At 71.8% G+C, this 23,973-nt stretch carries 25 protein-coding genes and 1 pseudogene; 11 read left to right on the forward strand and 15 right to left on the reverse strand.

Features of this window, described 5'->3' with window-relative positions:
• Positions 1–13: 13 nt before the first annotated feature.
• Positions 14–1,853: pseudogene (locus HZS55_RS23060) on the reverse strand (L-aspartate oxidase).
• A gap of 193 nt (positions 1,854–2,046) precedes the next feature.
• On the opposite strand from HZS55_RS23060, the gene HZS55_RS18735 reads away from it, so the two are divergent.
• The 4 genes from HZS55_RS18735 to HZS55_RS18750 all read left to right on the forward strand — a co-directional run bounded on the left by HZS55_RS18735 (position 2,047) and on the right by HZS55_RS18750 (position 7,202).
• The gene (locus HZS55_RS18735; protein WP_179909071.1) at positions 2,047–3,891 is read left to right on the forward strand and encodes an ATP-binding protein; all 1,845 of its coding nucleotides are present in this window, start codon (positions 2,047–2,049) and stop codon (positions 3,889–3,891) included.
• Positions 3,892–3,955: 64 nt separating this feature from the next.
• On the forward strand, positions 3,956–5,302 hold the full coding sequence (locus tag HZS55_RS18740) for an outer membrane protein assembly factor BamB family protein (RefSeq protein WP_179909072.1): 1,347 nt from the start codon (positions 3,956–3,958) through the stop codon (positions 5,300–5,302).
• Complete coding sequence (locus tag HZS55_RS18745; RefSeq protein WP_179909073.1) at positions 5,299–6,120, forward strand: hypothetical protein; 822 nt, start codon at positions 5,299–5,301, stop codon at positions 6,118–6,120. The genes HZS55_RS18740 and HZS55_RS18745 overlap by 4 nt, the downstream gene beginning before the upstream one ends.
• A gap of 71 nt (positions 6,121–6,191) precedes the next feature.
• Entirely contained in the window at positions 6,192–7,202 is a 1,011-nt protein-coding gene (locus HZS55_RS18750) for a biotin--[acetyl-CoA-carboxylase] ligase (RefSeq protein ID WP_179909074.1), read from the forward strand.
• A gap of 45 nt (positions 7,203–7,247) precedes the next feature.
• Here HZS55_RS18750 and HZS55_RS18755 read toward each other — a convergent pair whose 3' ends face one another.
• On the reverse strand, positions 7,248–7,745 hold the full coding sequence (locus HZS55_RS18755) for a universal stress protein (RefSeq protein WP_179909075.1): 498 nt from the start codon (positions 7,743–7,745) through the stop codon (positions 7,248–7,250).
• A gap of 151 nt (positions 7,746–7,896) precedes the next feature.
• Here HZS55_RS18755 and HZS55_RS18760 point away from each other — a divergent pair, with 151 nt between their 5' ends.
• Entirely contained in the window at positions 7,897–8,280 is a 384-nt protein-coding gene (locus HZS55_RS18760; RefSeq protein ID WP_179909076.1) for a hypothetical protein, read from the forward strand.
• Between the two features lie 14 nt (positions 8,281–8,294).
• On the opposite strand, the gene HZS55_RS18765 is transcribed toward HZS55_RS18760, so the two are convergent.
• The 5 genes from HZS55_RS18765 to HZS55_RS18785 form a co-directional block, all read right to left on the reverse strand.
• Entirely contained in the window at positions 8,295–9,326 is a 1,032-nt protein-coding gene (locus HZS55_RS18765) for an amidohydrolase family protein (RefSeq protein ID WP_179909077.1), read from the reverse strand.
• 61 nt (positions 9,327–9,387) lie between these two features.
• Positions 9,388–10,611, reverse strand: a complete 1,224-nt coding sequence (locus tag HZS55_RS18770; RefSeq protein WP_179909078.1) for an HD domain-containing protein — start codon at positions 10,609–10,611, stop codon at positions 9,388–9,390.
• Between the two features lie 109 nt (positions 10,612–10,720).
• Entirely contained in the window at positions 10,721–10,909 is a 189-nt protein-coding gene (locus HZS55_RS18775; RefSeq protein ID WP_179909079.1) for a hypothetical protein, read from the reverse strand.
• A gap of 186 nt (positions 10,910–11,095) precedes the next feature.
• Positions 11,096–11,647 (reverse strand): protein-tyrosine phosphatase family protein, encoded by a 552-nt coding sequence (locus tag HZS55_RS18780; RefSeq protein WP_179909080.1) that lies wholly within the window; start codon positions 11,645–11,647, stop codon positions 11,096–11,098.
• Between the two features lie 118 nt (positions 11,648–11,765).
• On the reverse strand, positions 11,766–12,497 hold the full coding sequence (locus HZS55_RS18785) for an HFX_2341 family transcriptional regulator domain-containing protein (protein WP_179909081.1): 732 nt from the start codon (positions 12,495–12,497) through the stop codon (positions 11,766–11,768).
• A gap of 120 nt (positions 12,498–12,617) precedes the next feature.
• Here HZS55_RS18785 and HZS55_RS18790 point away from each other — a divergent pair, with 120 nt between their 5' ends.
• On the forward strand, positions 12,618–12,779 hold the full coding sequence (locus HZS55_RS18790; RefSeq protein WP_179909082.1) for a hypothetical protein: 162 nt from the start codon (positions 12,618–12,620) through the stop codon (positions 12,777–12,779).
• A 55-nt stretch (positions 12,780–12,834) separates the two neighbouring features.
• Here HZS55_RS18790 and HZS55_RS22885 read toward each other — a convergent pair whose 3' ends face one another.
• Entirely contained in the window at positions 12,835–12,960 is a 126-nt protein-coding gene (locus HZS55_RS22885; protein ID WP_281372750.1) for a hypothetical protein, read from the reverse strand.
• A gap of 264 nt (positions 12,961–13,224) precedes the next feature.
• Between HZS55_RS22885 and HZS55_RS18795 the strand changes: the two genes are divergently transcribed.
• From HZS55_RS18795 to HZS55_RS18815, 5 genes are all read left to right on the forward strand, one after another.
• Positions 13,225–13,734 carry a hypothetical protein gene (locus HZS55_RS18795; RefSeq protein WP_179909083.1) on the forward strand — a complete coding sequence of 170 codons (510 nt, stop codon included), beginning with the start codon at positions 13,225–13,227 and terminating at the stop codon, positions 13,732–13,734.
• A gap of 108 nt (positions 13,735–13,842) precedes the next feature.
• Positions 13,843–14,007, forward strand: a complete 165-nt coding sequence (locus HZS55_RS18800) for a hypothetical protein (RefSeq protein WP_179909084.1) — start codon at positions 13,843–13,845, stop codon at positions 14,005–14,007.
• Between the two features lie 2 nt (positions 14,008–14,009).
• Positions 14,010–14,579, forward strand: coding sequence for a GNAT family N-acetyltransferase (locus HZS55_RS18805; RefSeq protein ID WP_179909085.1), 570 nt, complete (start codon positions 14,010–14,012; stop codon positions 14,577–14,579).
• Positions 14,580–14,678: 99 nt separating this feature from the next.
• Positions 14,679–15,692 carry a lysylphosphatidylglycerol synthase domain-containing protein gene (locus HZS55_RS18810; protein ID WP_179909086.1) on the forward strand — a complete coding sequence of 338 codons (1,014 nt, stop codon included), beginning with the start codon at positions 14,679–14,681 and terminating at the stop codon, positions 15,690–15,692.
• Between the two features lie 81 nt (positions 15,693–15,773).
• Positions 15,774–16,496 (forward strand): acetyl-CoA synthetase, encoded by a 723-nt coding sequence (locus HZS55_RS18815; protein WP_179909087.1) that lies wholly within the window; start codon positions 15,774–15,776, stop codon positions 16,494–16,496.
• Between the two features lie 24 nt (positions 16,497–16,520).
• Here the strand turns inward: HZS55_RS18815 and HZS55_RS18820 are convergent, their stop codons facing one another.
• The 7 genes from HZS55_RS18820 to HZS55_RS18850 form a co-directional block, all read right to left on the reverse strand.
• Positions 16,521–17,267, reverse strand: coding sequence for a hypothetical protein (locus HZS55_RS18820; RefSeq protein WP_179909088.1), 747 nt, complete (start codon positions 17,265–17,267; stop codon positions 16,521–16,523).
• A gap of 217 nt (positions 17,268–17,484) precedes the next feature.
• Entirely contained in the window at positions 17,485–19,365 is a 1,881-nt protein-coding gene (locus HZS55_RS18825; RefSeq protein ID WP_179909089.1) for a hypothetical protein, read from the reverse strand.
• Positions 19,366–19,450: 85 nt separating this feature from the next.
• Positions 19,451–20,680, reverse strand: a complete 1,230-nt coding sequence (locus HZS55_RS18830) for a digeranylgeranylglycerophospholipid reductase (RefSeq protein WP_179909090.1) — start codon at positions 20,678–20,680, stop codon at positions 19,451–19,453.
• 118 nt (positions 20,681–20,798) lie between these two features.
• Positions 20,799–21,293 carry a DUF7519 family protein gene (locus HZS55_RS18835; RefSeq protein WP_179909091.1) on the reverse strand — a complete coding sequence of 165 codons (495 nt, stop codon included), beginning with the start codon at positions 21,291–21,293 and terminating at the stop codon, positions 20,799–20,801.
• Positions 21,290–22,675 carry a DUF58 domain-containing protein gene (locus HZS55_RS18840; protein WP_179909092.1) on the reverse strand — a complete coding sequence of 462 codons (1,386 nt, stop codon included), beginning with the start codon at positions 22,673–22,675 and terminating at the stop codon, positions 21,290–21,292. The genes HZS55_RS18835 and HZS55_RS18840 overlap by 4 nt, the downstream gene beginning before the upstream one ends.
• Positions 22,668–23,282, reverse strand: a complete 615-nt coding sequence (locus HZS55_RS18845) for a DUF7269 family protein (RefSeq protein ID WP_179909093.1) — start codon at positions 23,280–23,282, stop codon at positions 22,668–22,670. The genes HZS55_RS18840 and HZS55_RS18845 overlap by 8 nt, the downstream gene beginning before the upstream one ends.
• Positions 23,279–23,962: a DUF4129 domain-containing protein gene (locus tag HZS55_RS18850; RefSeq protein WP_179909094.1), complete on the reverse strand. Its 684-nt coding sequence runs from the start codon at positions 23,960–23,962 to the stop codon at positions 23,279–23,281. The genes HZS55_RS18845 and HZS55_RS18850 overlap by 4 nt, the downstream gene beginning before the upstream one ends.
• Positions 23,963–23,973: the final 11 nt, after the last annotated feature.

Below are 23,973 nucleotides of genomic sequence, written 5' to 3' on the forward strand. Positions count from 1 at the left end.
CGGCGTCAGCCGGTTACTCGAGCTGGTGGTAGTCCAGCTCGTAGCCGGCGTCGAGCGCCTCCCGGACCGCCTCGCTCGGCGTCCCGACGGGCGCCGTGTCGACGTGCATCGCGCCGACGCTGTCGCGGCCGAGCACGATCGAGCGGCGCCACTCGGAGTCGGTCTCGGGGTAGTCGGTGCGCACGTGGGCGCCGCGGGACTCCGCGCGTTCGAGCGCGCCGCGCAGTATCGCCTCGGCGACGGTCAGCGCGAAGCCCAGGTCGAGCGCGAACTCGAAGGAGCGGTCGGTCCGGCTCCCGACCGCGAGGTCACCCGCACGCTCGCGGAGGTCGTCCAGGTCGTCCAGTGCGGCGGCCAGCCCCTCGCCGTCGCGGAGGATCCCGGCGTGGGTCCAGAGCAGTTCGCGCACCTCGTCGAGCAGCGCCTCGGGGTCGTGAGTCCCGTCGCTCGCCGACAGCGCCGCGACGTCCGCGAAGTGCCTCCCGACGTGTTCGTGGAAGCCGGCCGCGCGGTCCTCGGCGGTCCCGGCCTCGCCGCCGCCGGCCGAGAGTCGCTCGGCGATCGCCTGGCCCGTCACCTCGCCGAAGGCGATCGTCTCGGCCAGGGAGTTGCCGCCGAGGCGGTTGGCACCGTGGACGCCCGCCATCGTCTCGCCGATGGCGTAGAGCCCGTCCACGGCCGTCTCGCCCACGTCGTCAACGACGACACCGCCCATGCCGTAGTGGGCGGTCGGCGCCACCTCGACGGGCTCCTCGGCCATGTCGACGCCCAGATCCGTGAACCGCTCGTACATCCGCGGGAGCCGCTCCTCGATGAACTCGCGCTCGCGGTGGGAGATGTCGAGGTAGACACCGCCGCTGTCGGTGCCGCGACCCTCTTCGATCTCCTGGGCGATCGCGCGGGCGACCACGTCGCGGGCGTCGAGCTCCATCTGGTCGGGCGAGTACCGCTCCATGAAGCGCTCGCCCTCCGAGTTGAACAGCCGTCCGCCCTCGCCGCGGACCGCCTCGGTGACGAGCCGGCCGTCCCAGTCGTCGCCGTAGCGGTCGCCGACCATCCCGGTCGGGTGGAACTGGACGAACTCCATATCCAGCAGGTCGGCGCCGGCGCGATAGGCCAGCGCCGGGCCGTCCCCGGTGTTCTCGTCGTCGCGCGAGGAGTGGCGCCTGTAGAGGCTGGTGTATCCGCCGGCGGCGAGCACGACGGTCTCGGCGTCGACGCCGACGAACTCGCCGGTGTCGATGTCGACGGCCGCGGCGCCGAGCACGCGGTCGCCGTCGGTGACGAGATCCGAGACGAACAGGTTCTCGCGATAGGGGGATCTTGAGGGCCTGCGCGCGGTCGACGAGCGTGTCGAGCAGCGACTCGCCGGTGTGGTCGCCGGCGAAGGCCGTCCGGCGGAACGACTGGGCGCCGAAGTAGCGCTGGTCGATCTCGCCGTCGTCGGTCCGGCTGAACGCCATCCCCCAGTCGTCGAGCTCCCGGAGGAGGTCCGGCATCCGTTTCGTCACGGTCTCGACCTTGTCGGGGTCGTTGACGTGGTGGCCCTCGTTGAGGGTGTCGGCGGCGTGGACCGTCCAGTCGTCCTCGGGGTCGTGGGTCCCGAGCGCGCCGTTGATCCCGCCGCGAGCCCACGTCGTGTGGGCGTCGCCGTGGCCGCGCTTGCCGACGACCAGCAGGTCCTCGGGGTCGACGCCCTGTTCGACCAACTCGATGGCCGTCCGGGCGCCCGCGGCCCCGGCACCGATCACCAGTACCCGCCGCTCGACCGTCTCGTACTCGTCGCGGTCGACACGTTCGCTGTCGGCCGGTTCGGGCGACTCACCGGCGGCTGTCCAGTTGGGACGTTCCATACCGGAACTCGGTGCCGGATCGACTTAACACCAACAAACCGATCCGCCGAAAACGTCCGAATCAGGCCGTGGACGGGCGAAATCATCCATTAACGATCGGGCTGGACCACTGCGACGGACCGACGGCGTCGCCGGTCGGTCGCGGTCGCGAACTCCGATCAAATTTAAAGGGTGACGCTCGGTACTGTGGGGTATGTTCGACAAGGTCCTCGTCGCGAACCGCGGCGAGATCGCCGTCCGCGTGATGCGAGCCTGCGAGGAGCTGGGCGTCGGGACGGTCGCCGTCTACAGCGAGGCCGACAAGCACGCCGGCTTCGTCCGCTACGCCGACGAGGCGTACAACGTCGGCCCCGCTCGCGCCGCCGACTCCTACAACGACGGTGAGGCGGTCATCGAGGCCGCGGAGCGGGCCGACGCCGACGCCATCCACCCCGGCTACGGGTTCATGGCCGAGAACGCCGACTTCGCCGCCCGCGTCGAGGAGACCGACGGGATCACCTGGATCGGCCCCGCCAGCGACGCGATGGAGCGCCTCGGCGAGAAGACCCATGCCCGCCAGGTGATGCGCGATGCAGACGTGCCGATCGTCCCCGGGACCACCGAGTCCGTCGAGGACCCCGAACAGGTGGTCGAGTTCGGCGAGGAACACGGGTTCCCGGTCCTGATCAAGGCCGAGGGCGGGGGCGGCGGGATGGGCCAGGAAGTCGTCGAGAGCGCCGAAGACGCCGAGGAGGCCCTCGATACCGCCCAGCGCGAGGGCGAGGCGTACTTCTCGAACGCCTCGGTCTACCTGGAGCGCTTTCTCGACAGCGCCCGCCACGTCGAGGTGCAGATCATCGCCGACAAACACGGCAACGTCCGCCACGTCGGCGAGCGCGACTGCTCGCTCCAGCGGCGCCAGCAGAAGGTCATCGAGGAGGGGCCGAGCCCCGCGCTGACCGACGAGTTGCGCGAGGACATCAGGGAGGCCGCCCGCCGGGGCGCCGACGCCGGCGACTACTACAACGCCGGCACCTTCGAGTTCCTCGTCGAGGACGACGGGCGCAACGAGGCGGGGCTGCTCGACGCCGACACGGACTTCTACTTCCTCGAAGTCAACACGCGCATCCAGGTCGAGCACACCGTCACGGAGGAGCTGACGGGTATCGACCTGGTGAAGTGGCAGATCCGCGTCGCCGCCGGCGAGGAACTGACCTTCGAGCAGGACGACGTGGAGCTCGAGGGGCATGCGATGGAGTTCCGTATCAACGCCGAGAACGCCGCGAACGACTTCGCGCCCGCGACGGGCGGCGAGATCGAAGTGTACGACACGCCCGGCGGTATCGGCGTCCGCGTCGACGACGCCCACCGCCAGGGCGACGAGCTGGTCACCGACTACGACTCGATGATCGCGAAGCTCGTCACGTGGGGCGAGGACCGCGCGGAGTGCATCGCCCGCGGCAAGCGCGCCCTGGCCGACTACACCATCGAGGGCTTCCCGACGATCATCCCGTTCCACCGCATGATGCTCACCGACGAGCCGTTCCTCGAGGGGCGCCACACCACGAAGTACCTCGACGACGACCTCGACCCCGAGCGCATCGAGGCCGCACAGGAGAAGTGGGGGACCGAGTCCGCGGGCACCGACGACGACGAGGAGGTCGTCGAGCGGGAGTTCACCGTCGAGGTCAACGGCAAGCGCTTCGAGGTCGAACTCGAGGAGCGCGGCGCGCCGGCCATCCCGACCGAGGCGGACGCTGCGACGGGGAACGGCGGGCAGGCCCAGCGTCCGCAGCCGGGCGGCGGGAGTTCGGGGGGCGACGACTCCGGCGGCGTCTCCGCCGAGGGCCAGGAAGTCACCGCCGAGATGCAGGGCACCATCCTCGAAGTCAACGTCGGCGAGGGCGACGAGGTAGCGGCGGGTGACGTGCTCTGCGTCCTCGAAGCGATGAAGATGGAGAACGACATCGTCGCCGAGAGCGCCGGGACAGTGACCGCCGTCGCCGTGAGCGAGGGCGACTCGGTCGACATGGGCGACACGATGTTCGTGCTGGACTGACCGACCTCGGTGCGGCGCGCGCGGACTGGAAGACTTTTGACAGTGCGTTTGGACGATCCGGTAGATGGTCCCCGACGGCTCCCTCTCCAGACGCCAGTTGCTCGCGAGCGGCGGCGTCGCGGGCACGCTGCTGGGCGGCGGCTACCTGGCGCGTCAGTACCTCCGGACGGCAGCGGGCGCGCAGACGGCGGTCGGCGGTGCGAGCGGCTGGCCGATGGCCGCTCGCGACCCCGGCGGCACGGCCTACGCGCCCGAAGCCGACCCGCCGATCGACGGCGTCAGCGTGCGCTGGCGGCGTGACATCCTCTCGGGATCCGAAGCGGACGAACGACCCGCGCCCGTCGTCGCCGACGGCGTCGTCTACGCCGTCGGTCCGTTCGGGTCCGAGAACGCGCCCGACAGCCCCGAACTGCTCGCCGCGTCGGCGAGCGACGGATCGATGATCGCGCGTGGTCGGCGGTCGACACGGACCGCGCCGGCGGTCGCGCCCGCTCGCGCCTACCGGGAGCCGACCGTCGCGACGCTGGAGACGCCGACGTTCGACGCCCATCGACTCGTCGGACTCCCGGCTCGCGGCGGTCGGTCGGGTTCGTGGCACGACGACGCGACGCGGTGGACGGCGTCGACCGACGCGGACGCGGACAGCTACAGCAGGGTCCACTTCGGCGGGAGCACGACCCCACCGCCCGTCGTGGCCGGGGACACGCTCCTGACGTACTTCCGCGGCACGCTCGCGGCGGTCGACGGGAGCAGCGGCGCGGTTCGGTGGACCAGCGACGAGGGGCACCCCGCCGTGCGTCCGGCGGTCCGTGACGGCACCGTCTACGTCGTCGGCCCCGAGGGCGGCGTTCGAGGCTACGACCTCGCGACCGGCGACCACACCACCGTCCGGCGGACGGTTCCCGCTTCACCGATGTACCTGACCGCGACGGCCGAGCGGCTGTTCGTCAGCGGCCAGGGCTGGATTCGGGCGCTCGACACCGACGGCGAGATAGACTGGGGCGCGACCTTCGAGGGCGAGGACGTGCCGGCCGGACCGCTCGCCGTCGGTGACGGGACGGTCTACGCTCGACGCCCGGCGGGTCGGGGCACCGAGTCGGAAGAAGGGACGGACACCGACGAATCGACCGACCCGACGGCGCGGCTCTGCGCGCTCGACGCCGCCGACGGCTCGGTCCGGTGGGTCGCCGACGGCGTCGCGGTCGAGACCGCTCCCTTCCTGCCGGCCGTCGCCGACGGGCTGGTCGCGGTGCCGACCGCCGACGGTGCGCTCGCGGGTGTCGACACCGCCGACGGGTCGGCCCGCTGGCGGTTCGCCCCCGGCGGGGAGCCGTGTTCGCCCGCCGCGGTCGTCGACGACGCCGTCTACGTCGTCGGGAACGCACGCCTCTACGCGCTGGAGGAACCATGAGCGGCGGAGACGAGACCAAGCCCGGCGAGACCGACGGCGGCTATCCGACCGCCGCCGACGTCCGGCGCACCGACCGGGCGCCGCTCACGGGAACCGGTCTGTTCCGGGACGGGCTCGCCCTCCTCCGGCGAAATCCGAGCGTCGTGCTCGCGGTGCTCCTGGCGGGGCTGGCCGTCGCCGTCGTCGACTGGGTCCGGCTGGCCGACCCCGTCCCGGTTACGGCCTTCGAGGGCCTCAGCGCCGGTCGCCTGTCGGTCCACTACGGCGTGATGGTGAGCGTCCCGGCTGGCGTCTCGTCGCCACTGTCGGCGCTGGCCGGGCTCGAGCCGGGGTGGCTGGTCTGGATCGCGGCGCTGGAGCTGTTCCGGGTCGCGGCGCTCGCGGCGGCCGGCCTCTACGCGTTCGCGACGCTGCTCGACACCGAGGTGACGCCTGCGGCGGCGGCCCGATACGGGCTCGTCTTCGGGGCGTTCGCGCTCCTCCGGGCGTTCGCGCCCGTGGCTGACGTGCCGGTGCTCGTCGGGCTCCCGTTCGTCGCGCTGTACCTCTACGTCGTCGCCCATCTGGTCGCGCTCCCGGCGCTGCTCGTCGAGGGGAGGGCGATCCCGGATGCCATCGGCCGAGCCTGGCGGCTGGCGACCGGCCACGGCTGGGCGCTGGCGGCCGTCGTGGTCGTCGTCGGCCTCGCGACCTTTCTGTCGGCGAGCGCGCCCATCGGCGGACCGGTACTCGCGGGCGCTGTCGCGGCGGTGCAGGTCGGGGCCGTCGCCGCGTTCGTCCGGCGTGTGCGGCGAGCCGACCGGTCGTCCGCGCCGTGACGGCCGGGACGGTCCATTCGGTCGCGCTGCGCTCCGGACCACTTACGGTCGCCGGGGACCGACCCGTTCGCATGCAGGAGACGCGCGAGCGGGTCCTCGACGCGCTGAGCGAGGGGCCGGTCACCGGGCCGGAACTGGCCGAGCGGCTGGACGTGTCGCGGGCGGCCGTCTGGAAGCACGTCGAGGCGCTGCGCGAGGCGGGGTTCGGTATCGCCAGCGAGGACGAGGGGTACGCGCTCGCCGAGGTCCCGGAGTTCGGCGGTGTCGCCGTCGAGTACGGGCTGGAGGCACCCTTCGACGTGGAGTACCACGAGTCGATCCCGAGTACGAACGCCCGCGCTCGCGACCTCGCGGACGAGGGGAAGTCGGACGTGGCCGTCCTCGCCGACGAACAGACCGGCGGCCGGGGGCGACTCGACCGCGAGTGGTCCTCGCCGAGCGGCGGGGTCTGGCTGAGCCTGCTCGTCCGCCCGGACGTGCCGCCCGCCCACGCGCCGGCGTTCACGCTCGCGGCCGCCGTCGCGGTCACGCGGGCCGCTCGCGAGGCCGGCGTCGACGCGCGGATCAAGTGGCCCAACGACGTTGTCGTGAGCGAAGCGAACGACAGCCCGTCAGAGCGGAGCTCTGACGACGTTGTGGTGAGCGGGGAGGACTCGGCGGGGCTCGCGGTCGAACGGAAGCTGGCGGGGATCCTCACGGAGATGGAGGGCGAGGCGGATCGGGTCTCGTGGGTCGTCGTCGGGATGGGTATCAACGCCAACGTCGACCCGGCGGATCTGCCGAGCGAGGCGCGGCCAGCGACGCTTTCGGCCGAGGCGGGCGCCGTCGACCGCCGGCTGTTCACCCAGCGAGTCCTCGAGGAGTTCGACGAGTTGCGGGGCGAGCCGCGAGCGGTGATCCCCGCCTGGCGCGAGCACGCGACGACGCTGGGCACACGGGTGCGGGTCGACACGCCCGGTGGCGAGGTCGTGGGCGACGCCGTCGACGTCGAGTTCCCGGGGACGCTCGTCGTCGATACGGGCGACGAGCGGGTACAGGTCACAGCGGGGGACTGCGAGCACCTGCGCCCGATCGTCGACTGAGCGCCGGCGCGGCCCGGGCGGACGGCCGAGCGGCCGGCGACCGCGTCAGGAACTCTCGACGCCGGCCGCGGGGTCGGCGTCGGCCTCGACGACCTCGTCGGAATCGACGGCGCCCTCGCTGACCGGAACGGTGACGACGGGCACCGCCGACTTCCGGACGACGCGCTCGGCGACGCTCCCCAGCAGCAGTCGGTCGATCCCACCGCGGCCGTGGGTGCCCATCACCACCACGTCGACCGGCTGCTCGCGCGTGTACCGGACAATCTCCGTACTGGGCGTCCCCTCGACCGTCGCGGCCTCGACGTGTACGTCGTCGGGCGCCAGCCGCTCGACCCCTTCCAGCGCCGTCTCCCCTTCCGACTCCAGCACCTGTCGGACCCCGTCCCAGGACGTCTCCATCGGTAACCCCGTAAAACTCGTCGCGTCGACGACGTACAGCGCTCGTACCGTCGCGTCGTGGACCCGCGCTAACTCCCCCGCGTGCTCGACGACCCGCTCGATGCCCGCCGAACCGTCCGTCGGGAGCAGGATCGTGTCGTACATATCCGTGGTTGTCAATACCACCCACGCCTGTATAACCCTTCGGCATGGCTGACGGACGGCTCGGATCGACCGCCCGGATCCGTCGGTGCGTTGTCGATACTGATACTCGGGGAGACACGTTTTCCATGCAGGATGTCCTCGACTCGACGCGATGGCACCGAGCTATCCGCAACTACCGATCGACGCGGACGACCGTGAGTCCTATATCGTTTGGGACCTTCGGGCGTGGGACGGCGACATCGAGACGATGAAACGCATAAACGAGCGGTGGGTTGAGGCGCACGAGCCCGCCGAGAAGGTGGGCACGATCAGCATCTTCCCCGAGGACGTCGTCGTCCACGGGGAGATACAGGAGTTCATCTCCGAGGGATGGAACGAAGCCTGCGAGGCCACCGACCTCCGGTATCTCGCGATCGTCGCCGAAGGCCTGCAGGCGATGGCGGTCGAGAACCAGATCGACGCGCCCGCGGTCGAGCTCTCGGCGTTCGACGACGAGGGAGAGGCCGTCGACTGGATGGACGAACGGGCGACCTGAACACGGGTCGTCGCTCACCCGCCGGCGAGGTACACGTCGGCCACGTCCGCGACGCCGGCCCGGCGGACGACCGCGCGGACGGCGTCCTGCGCGCCGGCGAGGTTGTCGGAGTCGCCGTCGAGGACGAGCAGTTTGGCGTCGCGACCGGGCTCGACCAGCCCGCAGTTCCGGTCGGCGATCTCGGCGCCGTTGACCGTCGCCATCCGCAACACGTCGCGGGCGCTCACGTCGGCGAGCTTCGCGGCGAACTCCATCTCGCGGAACATCGACGGGCTGTTGAGGAAGACGTTGTCCGTGCCGAGCGCGACGGTCGTCCGCTCCAGCAGCTCGGCGATCGGGGGAAAGCCCACGTCGGTGACGAGATTGGAACGCGGGCAGACGGCGACCGGGATCTCGCTGTCGGCGACGCGGTCCAGATGCAGTTCCTCGGCGTGGACCATGTGGACGAGGAAGTCGGGACCGAGGTCGAGCGCGGGGTTGATGTCCGAGGCGTCGACCTCGCCGGCGTGGATGCCGAAGGGCTTGCCGGCGCGGGCGGTGGCGTTGCGCTCCCGCGAGAAGTCGGCGTCGTTGGCGCCGCTGGCGCCGAACCCGTCGGCCGCCTCCATCGCCTCGACCGTCTCGCGACCCATGACCATCGGGTCGATGGGCAGGCCGTGGGCGGCCCGCTCGAAGGCCTCGACGCCGTCGACGCCGCCCTCGCGGAACTCGATGCAGGCCGCCGTCCCGGAATCGACCATGAACCGCAGCGAGCGGCGCATCGCCTCGACCTTCTCCTCGGTGCTGGCCGCCCGCAGGAGGCGGTGTTTCAGGCCGTCCGGCGGCGCGACCAGCTCTTCGAGCGAGAGCCCGCCGCCGGCCTCCTTGGCGATGGAGTCGCCGATGTGGGTGTGGGCGTTGACGAACGCGGGGAGGACGATGTCGTCGCTGTGGGTGGCCGCCTCCTCGACGGCCGTGATCGTGCCGTCCTCGACGACGACGCGACCCTCGACGGGCTCGAACTCGCGCCCGCGGAGGATCCGCCCCTCGAACGTGGTGGAACTCATTGTTGGGACTCTCCCGAGGCGTCAGTTAAAGCCGTCGGGGTGGATCCGCGGGCGAATCCGGTCAGTTGAACTCGTCGAGGGTCGCGTGGACCCCGGGTCGTACGTCCCGGACCCTGGTGTCGTCGAGATCGAGCCCGAGCGTCCGGACGGCGGCGTTGCCGACCCGTTCGGCGCTCTCGGCGGGCGCGTAGACGCCCAGCCGCCACTGGTCGCGCTGGGCGGCGCGCAAGGCGTTGACCAGCGTCGACTGCTCGCTCAGCCGGCGCACCTCGCCGTTGACCAGCACTCGGCTGGACGATTCCTTCATCGACGGACGGCCGGGCACGTCGAGGATCACGGCGTCGGGGTCGACGTTGGCCGCCTCGGCGACCGCCCGCTCGTGGTCGTGGATCGCCGCCTGGTCGGCGTCGATCAGCGCCTCGGGGACGGCCTCCATCTCCGCCCAGACGCCGCGCTTGTACAGGTCACGGCGGTCGAGCCGGTGGGCGAGGGCGGCGGTCGCCTCGCAGTCCCGGAGGGCCACGCGCAGCCCGCAGTCGTCCATCCGCCGGAGTTCCGCGGCGTCGACGTCCTTGCGGACGAGCAGTCGCTGGGTCGCCCGCCGGAGCATCGCCTTGGCGATGCGGGCGACGTGGTGGCTGTAGACGGTCGGGTTCATCAGCGCCCGAGCGAGCAGGAGGCTCTCGGCGGTCTGGACGTTGCCCTCGTCTAAGACGAGGTCGCCGTCGACGAACCGCAGCGCGCGCACCAGCCGCTCGGCGTCGATGGTGCCGTAGGGGACGCCCGTGTGGTGGGCGTCCCGGACGAGGTAGTCCATCCGGTCCACGTCGAGTTCGCCCGAGACGATCTGGCCGAGCTCGCCGTCGCCGGCGACGAGGTCGGCCACGGCCCCCGGATCGAGGTCGTGGTCCGCGAGGGCTCGGGCGACGGGACCGCTGTCGATCAGGTCGTGGACGTCGTCGTGGTACTTGCCGGTCCGGCGGTGGACGATGTCCTCGACGTTGTGGCTGTAGGGGGCGTGACCCACGTCGTGGAGCATCGCCGCCGCTCGCACTCGTTCGGCCTGACGCCCCTCGATACCCAGGTGGGCGAGCGCCTCGTTGGCGAGGTGGTAGACACCCAGCGAGTGCTCGAAGCGGGTGTGGTTGGCGGAGGGGTAGACGAAGGTGACCGTCCCGAGTTGCTTGATCCGCCGGAGTCGCTGGACGGGCGGCGTGTCGAGCAGCGCCGCCGCGACGCCCTCGACCGCGATGTGGTCGTGGACGCTGTCCTTGATCGTCGTCATCACCCGGTACTTGTGCGCCATCGAACATAAGGGTCCGCCCCGCCGGCGGGTGACGCTCTGTCGGCCGGTGGTACCCGGCACGTCGCGAACCGAGCGCACCGTCGGCGACTCAGCGTTCGATCAGAGCGTCCGAGAGCAGTTCGAACACGATCAACAGCGGCAGCAGGTACATTAGCAGGATCGCGACGATTCCGATGGCATCCAGTACCGGATTGTCGGCCGTTCCGGAGGCGGTCTGGAGGAAGGTCATCACGACGAACCAGAGGGTGAGCATCTGGACCAACTCAGATCTGTCCATCGTCGTCGCGGGGTTGACAGAGTAGAAACAAGTGACTACTGATCGGTGGACGGTCGCGGTGAAGCCGCCGGTTACTTTCCATTGTGCCGTCCGTTCGACGCCCGTCGACGCGCGAACGAGGCGCTACTCGCCGCGCGCTGGCGCGGTCCTCGTCGCGGCGGGCAGGCCGTCTCGGCGGTCGACCGCTCAGCGGACGACCGTGAGCAGGTCGCGCAGTTCCTGTTCGGAGGCGTTGCCCTCGCGGACGGGCTCGCGGGGCTGTCGACCCGTCTCTTCGACGGTTTCGATGGCCTCCTCGGGTTCGTAGTCGCGGTCGTGGGCGAGCCAGGCGGCGAGCACCTGGCCGGTGCGGCCCATCCCGTCGAGGCAGTGGACGACGACCCGTTCGTCGGCCTCGACGGCGTCGTCGAGGAACGGCAACACTTCCCGTTTCAGGAGGGCCGGACAGGCGAGTCGCCCGTCCGGGATCGGGGCGTGGAGCACGTTGTCCTGGCCGAACACGTCGGTGTACCCGTCGGTCTCGAGGTCGCCGGGCGACTGGTCCCCGGGGAGGAGCGAGCAGACGCGCTCGATGTCGTTGGCGCGGGCGACGGCGATCCAGTCGGCGAGGGCGTGGCTCCGGTCGGCGGCGCTGTGCCAGCCGGGGCTACAGGCACCGTAGACGCACTCCTCGTCCGGTGCGGCGGGGGCGAGCCGGTGTGCGTCCGCACCCGACTCTCGGTTGTGAACGTCTGGCATCTGGTCCTGGTCGTATCACTCGACGACCCCCCTTGAGTCACGCGGTGTAATTCTCATATCTGACAACTGCGTGCGCCGGCGTGGCACGGTCGCCGCCCGCGGCCGGCCGCGAGCGGAGTCAGTCGTCCTCGACGAGATAGCGGAACGCGCGGAGGGTATTGCGGCCGCTCTCGGTCAGGGAGACGCGGGTCGAGCGGCCGACTTCCTCCAGGGAGACGTAGCCGTTGTCCGACAGCGGGCCGAGGACGTGGCTGTCGAGCAGGCGATACTCGCTCTTGCGGTTGGCGGCGTCGCGTTCGGCGATGAACGGCAGCCCCTCGCTTTTCCCGAACTCGATGAGGTCGCGCTTGCGGGCGCCGTCCGCGCGGTCGAGGTGGTCCATCACCGCGACGTGCTGGGGTTCGGGGCTCTGCATCGGATAGGTAGGGAGTTCGGTGATCTCGCGGATGCCTTCGGCCACGTCGCCGTCGGTCTCGGCGGCGTAGTGCTGTGCGCGGACGTAGTACGGCGTCGCGCCGGTCGCCATGCAGGCGATCATGCCGCCGATGGCGGTGACCTTCGACCCCGAGGCGAGGTTGACGTACACCTCGTGGTCGGAAAAGCGGGTCGCCAGTTCCGCGACGGTCCCGATCGAGTCGTAGAAGTCGAAGATGTTGCACGACACCGTCTCGTGGTCGATCCCCGCCTCGTCGAGGCGCCCGCGGACGGTCTCGACGTAGGAGGGGTGGTCGGTCTCGTCCTCGTAGCGCAGGAGGACGACGCGGTCGGCGCGCAACTCGACCGCCGGCAGGACGATCCGGTCGTTCTCGTAGCCCACCGGGATCAGGTGGACCCGCTCGGCGACTTCCATACCCGAGTCTCTCGTCCCGCCCTCAAAACGATTGTCCCGACACAGTCGACATAGATACCAGTTACGCTCGGCGAGAACGCCCCGCGGGGTTTTTGACGGAGTCTCGCCTCCATCCGGTGTATGCCGGTCATGGCGAGCGACGACTTCTCGGTCCACACCGACGACTGCGACCGATTCGACGACGGGATGCCGATCTCGGACCTGCCGGACGAGGTGAGCTCTATCGACGATCTGGACTGCGAGTGCTGGAGCGGCTTCGACTCGCTGGCAGCGATCGAGTGAGAACGCCGCCCCCGGACCGTCGGAATCGGTATCGGACCCCGTCGAGCGGCGACGGTCAGTCGATCGCCCGGATGCGGTTCATGCGGCAGATCGGACAGCAGACCGCCGTCTCGCTCCGCGGGATGACGAACTGGACCTCACACGTCAGGCAGAGGTACGTCCGTCCGGGTGTCTCGGCCACGCCCGGTATCCCGGGTTGTCGTTGGTCGTCCCCGTCGGGCGATCGATTCGGGCGCCGTGCGTTCCAGTGAATTGGCATCGGTACTGCGTCCGGTCGACAGTCGGGTCGCCAGGGATATGCCGTTTGTTACCGGTTAGCTCGCGGTTCCTCCCGCCATACTCACTCGGGCGGTCGGGTCGCCGTCCCGCGTGGGCGGAGCACCGCGACGGCGTACCGCGACCGAGGTACCAACGACCAAATACCCCGGCCGACAACGCCCGCGGTATGGACGAACTCCGCGACCCGTCGACGCTCCACGGGGAACCCGGCGTCGAGTACACCGAGGCGACGACGACCGACGGCGACGACGCCTTCGAGTACTTCGCGGACGTGGAGGGACTCGTCGCGGTCGGCGTCACGAACGACGCCGACGCGGTCCTGCTGATGGACAGTCCCCACGGCTGGCGGCTGCCCTACGGCCACGTCCCGAGCGGTGCCGACTGGTTCGAACGCGCCGCCGAGATCGCCGAGACGCTGACCGGCGTCGACGCCGCGGCCGCCGAGGTCCTCCGGGTCAGCGCTATCACCCACGAGTTGCGGTCCGACACCGAGCGGACGGCCACGAGCTACGACCTCGTGGTGGGAATCGAGCCCGTCGCGGGCGAACCGGTCGCCGACGACCCGACGTTCGGCGAGTGGTCCGACCTCGACCTGGGGTGGTTCACCGACGTGCCCGACGACGCCTATCACGCCCACGGCGACGCCGTCGACGACATCGAGTACTTCCTGGAGTGACCGACCACACTCGTTGGCCGACCGTACTGTGTCGACTGTGTCGTCGGTCACGGTCTACGAAACGATGTCAGCATAGTAGCTAAGCCGGGGCCGTCAGTCGTTTCGGCTATGACGACGGATCTCACACCGGGCGACGCCGCGCTGGCGGACACCGTCGCCGACGTGCGCGACGCGGCCGACGACGACGCGCTCGCCGAGACAGTCCACGAGACCGTCTCCGGCTCGTACGAGCGAGGTCCCGTCCACGGCGACGCGACCGCCGCGTCGGTATGAGGATGGCCGGGTCGACCGACCTGACGATCCGCCGGTACCGCGCCGGTGACGGCGAGCGGGTCCGCGAGCTGAACCGCGAGGCGATGGCCGAGACGCCCGAGTGGGTGGTCGACGCGCCCGACACAGACCTCGAAGACGTGCGCGACCACTATCTCGACGCCGGCGGGGAGTTCCTCGTGGGCGAGGTCGACCGCAGGGAGGCCTCGAACGGTGAGCGGGGAGAGAGGACCCGCGAACCGGACAGTGAGATCGTCGCGACCGGCGCCGTCGAACCCCTCGACGGCTGGATGGCCGACCGCTTCGACGCCGCGGCGGGCACCGGCGAACTCTCCCGCGTCCGGGTCGATCCTGCGATGCAAGGTCGGGGGTTCGGCACCCGGATCGTCGAGGAGCTCGCCCGGCGTGCGCGTCGCCGGGGGTACCGCGCGCTGGTCCTGAACACCGGCGCGGACAACGAGCAGGCCCGCGGTTTCTACGAGTCGCTCGGCTACGCCTGCGTCCGCGAGGAGACCGTCGACTTCGACGACGTGACGCTCGACCTCGCGCTGTACTGGCGCCGCGTCGACGGGTGACCGACCGGGGCGTCACCGCGTGACGAACGGGCCGCCGGACGAGCGGGACCGCTCGACGCTCCCGGTGGGCTTTTCTCCCGACCCGCCCCACCCCGGGGTGTGCGCCGGACTCTCCGGTTCCTGGCGGGCGTCCTCGTCGGCGGCAGCGCCCTCGGCGGCTACCTCGCGTTCGTCGGCGTCGACGGCGTCGCCGCCCGCCTGTCGGTGGTCGCCCCCGGACTGCTCGCCGCGGTCGCGGTCCTCGTCGTCGCCGAGGGCGTCGTCGACGGGCTCGGCTTCTGGGCCTCGGTCCGGCCGCTCGGCGGCGGGATCTCCGGCGGTCGGAGCGTCCAGTTCGCGGTCGCCGGCGACTTCTTCGACGCGCTGAGCCCCGCCGGCCCGGTCAGCTCCGAGCCGATCATGGCGACGTTCGTCGAGACCGCGACGGGGACGACCTACAGCGAGGCGCTGGCCGTCCGCTCGGTCGCAAAGTACGTCAAGTCGGGCGCCCAGCTGGTCGTCTCGACCGCCGCCGCGCTCGTGGTCGTCCTCGGCGGCCCCGCGCCCGGCTACGTCCTGACGACCCTCGGCGGCGCCGTCGTCGGGCTGGCGGCCGCGGGCGCGTTGGTCGTCCGGTTTCGCGGCCCGATCAGCGGCGGCCTGGCCGTCGTCCTCGGCCCGGTCGTCCGGTGGGTCTCCTCGCTGTACCGCGAGACGCCCCACGATCGGTCGGTCGTCGACCGCGCGCTGGAGCGGTTCTGGACGCGGATCGTCAGGTTTCGGGGGCGACCGGGGTTGCTCGCACTGGTCGCCGTCGGCGGCGTGGCGGAGCAACTGCTCACGGCGGCCGCGCTGTGGGTCGCGCTCGTCGGCGTCGGCGCGGAGGTGGGCGTCCTCGCGGTGGTCCCGCTGGTCGTCGTCGTCCCGCTCCCGCAGGTCGCGAGCGTGGTCCCCATCCCGGCCAGCCTCGGTGCCTACGACGTGTTGCTCGGGGGCGCGATCGGCCTCGTCACCGCCGTCTCGCCGGCCACGGCCGCCGCCGGAGTGCTGGTCGTCCGGACCGCGACGCTGCTGTTCAGCGTCGTCGTCGGCGGCGTCGCCGTCGCCTTCCTGCGCGGGTGGCGGCTCCGGTGAGACGGTCGACCCGGTCGTCCAACAGATACCCCCGCGGTACCGTGTCGGACCCCTTTTGCCGATACCGGCCGAAGCGCCGCCATGGACGTGATCGGGGACCTCGTGGCTCGCGAGCGACGCACCGACGAGCTTGCAGTGCGGACCGACAGCCGCGCCGGCTCGTACAGCTACGAGAAGTACTGCACGAACGCCTGGAAGACGGGCAACATCCTGCGCCACTACGGCGTCCGCGGCGGCGCGACCGTCGCCGTCGACGCCGGCGACTCGCTGACGCCGCCGCCGCTGCTCGCGCTGTTCGGCGCGAGTCTCCTCGGGGCGGCGACCCATTTCGACCCCGGGGAGTCGCCGTCGGCAAAGGCGCTCGTCGTCCCCGCGGCCCGCGCCGACGCCTACGACCCCGGCCCGGGGACGAAGACGTTCGTCTACGGCGACGTGCCCGATACCCCCGAGTTCGCCCACTTCGAGGCGGAGATGTGGAGCGAGAACCCGACGAGTCCGCCCGACCGGGTGAGCCCGACCGACATCGCCCTCGCCACCGCCGAGGAGGAGTTCCCCCACGAGCGACTGCTGACGGTCGCCGAGCGGATCGTCGAGGAGTACGGCCTCGACGGCGACGACGAGGTCGCCGTGCGGGCGCCGCTGGCCGAACCGGGAACCGTCGCCGCGGGCGTGCTCGCGCCGCTACTCGCGGGCGGGACGGTGCTCGTCGACCGCGAGTCGACCGGGACCGTCGCCGTCGCGAGCGGCGACGGGGCGGGCGCCCTCCCGGAGCCGGTGGCTATCGACCCCGACGACGTGCTGTGACGACCGGTCAGAGAAGGGCGACCGCTACTCCCCGGTCGGGCGGATGAAGTCGGCGAGCGCGACGGTGGTGCCGAGCAGCCACCCGAGCGGGACGGAGATGCCGACCCAGATGAGGACGTAGGCGAACTCCGTCATGTCGAACCTGTCGACGACGTAGCTCCGGAGGCCGACCGGGCCGAGGGCCTCCTCGCGGACGAGTTCGGCGATCTGGTCCGCGTAGGCGATGCTGAACTGGGCCACGTCGTCGGAGACGAGCGCGGCGACCACCGGCGGCAGGAAGATGGCGGTCATCCCGAAGGGGTACGCGAAGACGACGGTCGTGATCCGCCCGCCGATCGCGCGGAAGGCCACGGCCAGTCCCGCCGAGACGATGGCGACGACGCTGGCGGCGATGATGGCGTTGGTCTCCTGGCCCGAGTAGTCCAGCCGGAACTCGACCAGCGCCGAGAGGCCCCCCCAGACTAGGACGGCGAGCAGTATCACGCCGACCGCGCCGAGTTTCTCCACCGACACGTCGATCTTTCGGGCGTGGAAGCGGACGACGACGCCGAACAGGGCGAGCGGGTACAGCACCGCGACGACGAGCGCCCCCAGCGCCGCCCACGCGGTGTAGGTGACCCGCTCGCGCGTGGTCTGCGGTTGCCACTTCCCGAGGACGGTGTCGCCCGCACCGCGCTGGCGCGGGTAGAGCAGTCCCATCCAGGTCTCGTGGAACTTGTTCAGGTCGAAGCGGATCGCTTCGACGACCCCCTGCCGGTTCCCGACTGACATGTTCCGGAATTTGGCAGCGCCCTGTATACCTCTTCTGTTGCCGGCCGCCGCCGGTCGCTATTCACGTCCGACAGGTCTTCTCGGCGACAGGATCGGCGGTTCTGAGAACTGGGTCGAACGCCAACGGACGAGGCCCGGCCGGCGGCCGGCGAGAGGGTCGGCGGGCCGCCGGTCGGCGAGCGACGAGTAGGTTGCGACTCCGGAGACGGCCGCCTCCTCACTCGCCGCTCTCGTCGTCGCTCGCGTCGCCGGGCTCGGACTCCCCGGCCGTGTCGCCCGCGTCCGCCGCATCGTCGGATTCGGCCTCCGTCCCGGAGTCCGAGGCGACGTCTCCGCCGGCTTCTTCGCCCGCGTCGTCGCCGGAGTTCTCGACGACGGTCTGGGCGGCCTGAACCTGTTCGGTCCCTTCGGTGTCGGGTTCGCTGGTCTCGACATCGCTGGCGGTGTCGCCGCCGTCACTGCCGTCGCCGCCACCGGTGTCGTCGGGCGGGGCGCCGCCGGCATCCCCGTCGGACCCGGCCGCGTCCTCGTCGTCGCCGAGGAACCGGTTGTAGAGCACGCCGGCGCTCCCGAGAGCGACGATGACCGCACCGACGCCGACGACCGCGGGCGAGAGGCCGCCGCCACCGCCACCGCCGCCGGTCGTCGTCGCTCCGCTCCCGCCGTCGTCGCCGCCCGGAGTCGTCGTCTCGGGACCGCCCGATTGCGTCGCCGTCGGCGTCGGCGCGGCGGTGGCGGTTCCGCCGCCCGTCGCGTCGGTACCACCCGGCTCGTCGGTCGGCGTCGGCGTGAACGTCGGGGTCGAGTCGTCCGACGCGGGCGTCGGCGACGGCGTGGGGCTCGGTGTCGGTGACTGCGTCGCCGCGGCGACCTCCGCCCCGCCCACTTTCACGCTCCAGCCGGCGGTGGTCCCGCCGGCCGAGTCCGCCGCGCTCCCGACACAGACCATCCCCCGGTCGTCGGTCAGGTGGAACGCGGAGAACTCGCTGGACCCCGACCCGTAACTGTGCTTCCACTTGGTGTCGCCGTCGATGCCGAGGTTGGTGGCGAACCCCCTGGCGTCGTCGCCGTTCCCGTTCGTGGCCGTCTCGCCGGCGGCGAAGTACTCCAGATCCCCGGCGGTGACGCTGTGCAACTCGGTGTAGGTGTCGGCCTCGATACCCTTTCCCCAGAGCTTGCCGCCGTTGACGTTGAACTCTATCGCCCAGCCCTGACGGTCGTTCGTCGCCGGGTCGAACGCGTTCGTACCGACGGCGACGAACCCGTTGCGCGTCTCCGCCACGTCGTGGAATACGTTGTAGTCGTCGTACGGGTTGGTCGCCGTGTCGGACCGCTTCTTGAACTGCTGAGAGAAGATCTGCGTGGCCTCGTCGTCGAGTTTGACCGCCCATCCCACGGTGTTGTCGTCCGTATCGTCGGTCTCCCCGACCGCGACGTACCCGCCTTCGGAGGCGGGGACGATCCCGTGAAGCCGGTTGTGGTCACCGGGCCCGTACCGCTTCGACCAGTCGATCGACTGGCCCGGTGTCAGCCGGGCGACCCACGCGTCCTGGAACCGACTCGTCCAGCCGGCGAAGACGTATCGCCCCTCCGAGTCGACGGACACGGCCCGCATCGTGTCGGTCGTGTCCGGGTTCGCGTTGAAGGTCCGCCGCCACTGTTCGGCCCCCTCGCCGTCGACCCGGACGGCGATCGCACTCTGCTCGCTCGACCCCTCCTCGTGGGTGTGTCCGGCGACGACGAACCCGTCCCCGGCCGCCGCCACGTCGAACCCCTCGGTGACGCCGCGCTCGGCGAAGGTCGTCTGCCACTCCAGCCGACCGGCGGCGTCGACCTTGTAGAGCCAGATCTCGCTCGCGGTGTCGCCGTCCGCGGGCTCGGCCGTCCCCGCGACGACGAACCCGCCGTCCGAGGCGGGCGCTACCCCGTTCGCTTCCGCGGTCGTCCCGCGGTCGTAGGTGCGGTCCCAGCGCGTCGGCGGCACCGCCTGTCGGCGGCTCGCCGTCGCGCCGCCGACCGAACCGCTGGCCGCGAGCGCCCCCGCGCCGGCGAGACAGCAGCCCCTGATGAATCGTCGCCTGCTCGGTTCCCGTTCCATGCCCGTGGACGCGACCCGGAGTGGTAAAATCCTGTCGGCCTTTCGATCGATAGCCGTTCGCGTCACGCCGCCCGGACGGCGGGCCTCAGCTCCCCAGGCGCTCGCGGGCGAACCGCGCGAGCAGGGGCAGGTCGTCGAGGTGGATCAGTTCCCGCATCGCCAGTCGGTTCCCGTTGTTGACCTTCGCGAGCGTGTCGCCGTCGGCCCGCCGCAGGTCGGCCATCAGCCGGTCGTAGCGGTCGTTGGGCGTGAGATACAGCAGCTCGGTCATCAGCAGGCGCGTGTTCATCTTCGGCGCCACGTCGCTGTGCCAGAGCGTATTGTAGATCTCCATCTGCTCGGCCGACGTGTCGACCGACCCGGTCAGCGCCCGGTCGGCCGTGGCCGCCGCCGCCCGCGCCGAGAGCATCCCCTTGTGGATGCCCTCGCCCCACAGCGGGTCGATCGTGGGGACGGTGTCGCCGATGGCGATGAAGCTGTCGGTGGTCATCCGCCCGGGCTCCTGAATGTGGGCCGACCCGCGGTGTTGCTTGCCGTCCAGACGGGTCGCGTTCTCGAAGCGGGGGTCGCTCTCCAGCCAGTACTCCAGGTAGTCGTCGATCCCCATGCCCTCTTTGGCGTACTCGCGGTGGCTGTCGTTCTGGATGTAACAGAGCCCGACCTTCGCCGTGTCCGCGCCCGTGTGGAACAGCCACGAGTAGCCGCCGGGGGCCAGATCGTGGTCGAGCCGGAGCATCATCGAGTCCGTGCAGTCGGCGAACTCGGGGTGGTCGGGCTCGACGCCCTCGAACTCGTACTCGACGCCGATGGCCTGGCGTTCGCGCTTCAGGTCGGTGACGCCCAGGTCCTTCGCCAGCGGCGCCGCCGGGCCCGTCGCGTCGACCACGACGTCGGCGTAGACCTCCGTCTGCCCGTCGTAGCGGACGCCGACCACGTCGCCATCCTCGGTGATCGGCTTCGAGACGCGCGAGTCGAAGCGGTACTCGGCGCCCGCCTCGCGCCCCTCGGCGACGAGCCAGCGCTTGAACTCGGCGAACTCCAGGACGGCACCGGGCTGGTCGCGGACGAAGTGGTCGTTGGGCGACTCCAGCACGACCGTCTCGGTGAAGTTCATCACGACCTCGTCCGGGACGTTGAACGACGCCATCATCGAAGGGAAGGTTCCGGCGGTCGACTTGTTGCTCTGACGCGGGAACTCGGCCTCGGGTTCGGTCTCGAGGACGAGCACCTCGTAATCTCTCGCCGCAAGATCGCGCGCACACTGCGCTCCGGCGGGCCCGGCACCCGCGATCACCACGTCAAAGCGGTCGCTCATAGACGTTGGTCCGGCGTCTCCGACATTAGTGTTGCTGAACGGTCCGAACCCGTGTGAACCGTTTCCGCCCGCCGCGGACGGCTCGCCGCCGACCCCGTCGCGTCGACGACGTGCAGGCCTACTCCCGCAACAGCCACGCCAGCACGACGCCGCCGAGCAACAGCGCGACGACGCCGAGCGAGCCGCCGCTGGGGACCGTCTCGAACAGGGCGTACCCCACGCCGGCGGTCAGGATCGCCACGACGACGCTCCCGACGGCGTGCAACAGCTCGACCCGCGTCGTCGCCACCGCCGGGTCGGCGTCGCGGTCGATCCCGAGCGCGAAAGTCCCGAGATCCGCCGCGATCACGGCGCCGAACCCGCCGACGAGGACCGGCCCCGCGGACGCGGGACCGACCGCCGCGAACACCGTCGCGGCGAACAGCGCCGCGCCACCGGCGACGACCGACGACTCCGAGCGCCGGACCAGCCCGGCGAGGACGGCTCCCGCCCCGGCGAGGCCGATCAGCGTCGCCATCACCGACCCGCGGATGGCGGCCACGACGGCGACGGACGCGAGGACGGCCAGCGCGTGACTGGCGCGGACGCGCCGCCGGTCGGTCGGGCTGCTCACCGCCACCGGCCGTCACCCCCGTCGGTCGCGACTCGCTCGCCCGAACCGGCCGCGCCACCGGTCGTCGCGTCCGCGCCGCCTCCCGCGTCGACCGATCTCGCCGACCCGCGGTCGACACCGCCCGTCCACTCGACGACGGGGATCCCGGACCGCCGACACGCGTCGAGACGGGTCCGCCGTTCGGTGGCCGCGAGGCGCCGATAGGGGGAGTCCTCGGCGGTCACGTCCGGGCTGGCGACGGTCACGTCGTGGCCCCGGGCGTCGAGCGCGCGGGCGACCTCGACGGGGCGGTCGTCGACGAACGGCGAGCAGACCACGACCTGCGTGTCGCCCGAGAGCTGCACCAGCAGGCGGCCGAAGCCGTCGCCGCCCGTATCGCTTCCACCCTCCGCTGGCGGCCGCCAGCCGAAGGCGTCGTCGGTGCTGAGCGCGTCGAGCAGTCGCTCGCGGTGGGTCCGTCCCGAGGCCGGGGGGAGCCAGCAGTCGCGGGGCGACAGCGCCGCCAGCCCGACGTGACAGTCCGCCTCCGCGAGACCGCCGACGAGCGCGCCCGCGGCGTGGACGCAGGCGTCGACGGCCGGACGGCCGTCGCCCGCGGTCACGTAGGCGGCGGCCCGCGCGTCGACCAGCAGGACGACTTTGACCGTCCGCGGCTGGTCGAAGCGCCTCGTCGCGAGCTCGCCGTCCTTGGCGAAGCGGTTCCAGTCGACGCTCCCGAGCGGGTCGCCCGTCCGGTACTCCCGCAGCGAGTGGAACGCCTGCCCCTCACCGGTCGCCGAGACGGGCTGGCTGCCGGTCAGCCGCGTCGCCAGGTCACCCAGCGGGACCGAACGGTCCTCGTAGGCCGGACGACAGACCACCGTCGAGCGGTCGGTCGCCCGCCGGCCGACGCGGCGACTCGCACCGCTCACGTCCCGTGTCACGACGGTGAGGCTGTCGAACTCGTGGCGGCCCCGGACGGCCTCGAACTCGTAGGCGATCGACGCCCGCTTGCCCGGTCGCAGCGCGGTCGTGTGCCGCGCGGCCCCGTCGACGACTTCCAGGCCGGCGGGCACGTCGTCGGCGAACCGCAGGTCCGGAAGCGTCGCCCCGCTCTCGTTCTCGACGGTGAGCGTCACCCGGACCGTCTCGCCCGGCGCGGGGTCGGTGTCGCTGACGTGGCGCTCGACCGCCAGCTCGGGCGCCGGCGCCTCGGCGGCCCGGCTGTACGCGGCGAACCCGACGCCGGCCAGTCCGACGAGGATCGCGACGGGCCTCCCGAGGAGGATGGCGACCGCCGTCGCCGCCAGCGCGAGCCCGTGGATCCCGGCCCAGCGGCCGGTCCGCTCGAGTCGCTCCTCCCCGCGGTCGAGCCCGGCACCGACGGCAGCCGTCTCAGTCATCGGCGACACCTCCCGAGCGGTCCCGCCCGCCGACTCGACCGCTGCTGTCCGGACCGCTCGCTTCGCCGCCGTCAGTTCGGTCCCGGAGCCGTGCGACGGCCGCCGCGGCGCGCTCGGCTCGCCGATCGAAGTCGGGCTCGACGCCCTCGTGGACGGACTCCTCGCCGTCGGCGAACAGCGCGGCCGCGTCGGGGTCGTCGGTCCACGAGCCCTCGGCGACCCGGCGCTCGGCATCCTCGGGCGCGAGACCCGCGAACCGTTCCAGCGCGCCGACGGCGGCGACGCGCAACCGCTCGCGGGCCCGGTCGCGTTCGGCCGCGTCGCGCCGACCGACGCCCGCGTCCGCGACCGCCGCGGCGAGGTCGTCGCCGGGGACCCCGTACGCCGGCCGTTCGCCCACCTGCGGGAGGCCACCGGACGGCGCGTCGCCGCCCTCGAACCGTTCGAGGGCCGCGAGCGCGACGCCGGCCAGCGCGACGAGCCAGACCCCGAGCGTCGCCAGCGTCGCCCAGTCGAACGCGACCAGCCCCGGCCGGAACGTCAGGACGACCCCGGCGACGACCGCCGCGATCCCGACCGTCAGCAGGGCTCGACGCCGGCGGTTCACGCGTTCTCACCGCCCTCGCTCCTGCCGTCACCGCCGGCGTCGAGCCTGTCGGCCAGCCGGCCGGCGCTGCGCTCCTGTTCGTCCGTCGGGGACCGGCGGCCGTACCGAACGGCCTCGAAACCGCGGGTCACGCTCTCGACGGCGTCGTCGGGGTAGCCGCGGTCGACGGCGGTCGCAGCCGTCTCCCCCGGTGTCGCCGACTCGTCGACGCCCTCGACGCGGTCGCGGAGCCGACGCCACGCACGGACGACGGCGCTGTCGGCGGGCGAGTCGTAGCTCGGGTCGACCGACGGCGTGGGGGGCTCGGACGGTCGGTCGCCGTCACCGTCGTCGTCTCGCGGCGGTGCGCGGGAGTCGTCGCCGGTCAGGAGCACGGCGAGGACGGCTGCGACGAGCAACCCGCCGACGAGGCCGGCGACGAGCAGCGTCGAGACGCCGCCGTCCTCACCGCTCTGGTCGGGTGGAACCGGTGTCTCCCCGTCGATCACGTCGCGCGAGTCGGTCGCGGTCGTCGCGTTCTCACCGCCGCTGCCGGCGGGGAGGGGGCCGGTCGGCATCGGCTCGGTCGGCGTCGTCCCGGAGTACAGCGTCGGCTGGTCGGGCCCGCCGAACGAGCCGGCGGCCGTCACGAGCGCGACCAGCGCGAAGAGGGCGATCAGGGCGGTCGCGAATCGTCTCACGAGCGAGAGTG

Origin of the sequence: Halosimplex rubrum, assembly GCF_013415885.1 — an archaeon.
In the GTDB taxonomy this organism is placed as follows: domain Archaea; phylum Halobacteriota; class Halobacteria; order Halobacteriales; family Haloarculaceae; genus Halosimplex; species Halosimplex rubrum.